Genomic DNA, 1960 nt, shown 5'->3' with positions numbered 1-1960 from the left:
GAGGTTTTTAAGGGCGCACGGTGGATGCCTTGGCACCAGGAACCGATGAAGGACGTGGGAGGCCGCGATAGTCCCCGGGGAGCCGTCAACCAGGCTTTGATCCGGGGGTGTCCGAATGGGGAAACCCGGCAGTCGTCATGGGCTGTCACCCGCTGCTGAACACATAGGCAGTGTGGAGGGAACGCGGGGAAGTGAAACATCTCAGTACCCGCAGGAAGAGAAAACAACCGTGATTCCGGGAGTAGTGGCGAGCGAAACCGGATGAGGCCAAACCGTATGCGTGTGATACCCGGCAGGGGTTGCGCATGCGGGGTTGTGGGATCTCTCTTCTGTTGTCTGCCGGCAACAGGACGAGTCAGAAACCGTTGATGTAGGCGAAGGACATGCGAAAGGTCCGGCGTAGAGGGTAAGACCCCCGTAGTCGAAACATCAGCGGCTTGCTTGAGAGACACCCAAGTAGCACGGGGCCCGAGAAATCCCGTGTGAATCTGGCGGGACCACCCGCTAAGCCTAAATATTCCCTGGTGACCGATAGCGGATAGTACCGTGAGGGAATGGTGAAAAGTACCGCGGGAGCGGAGTGAAATAGTACCTGAAACCGTGTGCCTACAAGCCGTGGGAGCGTCGCGGCAGCACTTGTGCTGTCAGTCGTGACTGCGTGCCTTTTGAAGAATGAGCCTGCGAGTTTGCGGTGTGTTGCGAGGTTAACCCGTGTGGGGAAGCCGTAGCGAAAGCGAGTCCGAACAGGGCGATTGAGTAGCACGCTCAAGACCCGAAGCGGAGTGATCTAGCCATGGGCAGGTTGAAGCGGAGGTAAGACTTCGTGGAGGACCGAACCCACCAGGGTTGAAAACCTGGGGGATGACCTGTGGTTAGGGGTGAAAGGCCAATCAAACTCCGTGATAGCTGGTTCTCCCCGAAATGCATTTAGGTGCAGCGTCGTGTGTTTCTTGCCGGAGGTAGAGCACTGGATAGGCGATGGGCCCTACCGGGTTACTGACCTTAGCCAAACTCCGAATGCCGGTAAGTGAGAGCGCGGCAGTGAGACTGTGGGGGATAAGCTCCATGGTCGAGAGGGAAACAGCCCAGAGCATCGACTAAGGCCCCTAAGCGTACGCTAAGTGGGAAAGGATGTGGAGTCGCAGAGACAACCAGGAGGTTGGCTTAGAAGCAGCCACCCTTGAAAGAGTGCGTAATAGCTCACTGGTCAAGTGATTCCGCGCCGACAATGTAGCGGGGCTCAAGCGTACCGCCGAAGTCGTGTCATTGCAGCAATAGCCCCAACGGGTGCTGTGATGGGTAGGGGAGCGTCGTGTGCCGGGTGAAGCAGCCGCGGAAGCGAGTTGTGGACGGTTCACGAGTGAGAATGCAGGCATGAGTAGCGATACACACGTGAGAAACGTGTGCGCCGATTGACTAAGGGTTCCTGGGTCAAGCTGATCTGCCCAGGGTAAGTCGGGACCTAAGGCGAGGCCGACAGGCGTAGTCGATGGATAACCGGTTGATATTCCGGTACCCGCTGTGAAGCGTCAAACATCGAATCAGGCGATGCTAAGTCCGTGAAGCCGTTCCGGACCCTTCGGGGAAAGGAAAGTGGTGGAGCCGACGAACCAGACTTGTAGTAGGTGAGTGATGGGGTGACGCAGGAAGGTAGTCCATCCCGGGCGGTGGTTGTCCCGGGGTAAGGGTGTAGGCCGTGCGGTAGGTAAATCCGTCGCACATCAAGGCTGAGACCTGATGCCGAGCCGATTGTGGTGAAGTGGATGATCCTATGCTGTCGAGAAAAGCCTCTAGCGAGTTTCATGGCGGCCCGTACCCTAAACCGACTCAGGTGGTCAGGTAGAGAATACCGAGGCGTTCGGGTGAACTATGGTTAAGGAACTCGGCAAAATGCCCCCGTAACTTCGGGAGAAGGGGGGCCTCGTCCGGTGATCACTCTTGCAGTGTGAGCTGGGTGGGG

General features: G+C 57.6%; 1 rRNA gene. It reads left to right on the top strand.

The annotated features are described in order from the left end of the window. Window positions 1-1960 (top strand): 23S ribosomal RNA (locus ACFVJ3_RS49340); the annotation flags it as partial.

Source organism: Rhodococcus sp. NPDC127593 (genome assembly GCF_042671975.1).
Classification (GTDB): domain Bacteria; phylum Actinomycetota; class Actinomycetes; order Mycobacteriales; family Mycobacteriaceae; genus Rhodococcus_F.
The sequence above is the reverse complement of the archived record's forward strand: the minus strand, read 5'-3'. Positions and strand labels throughout refer to the sequence as shown.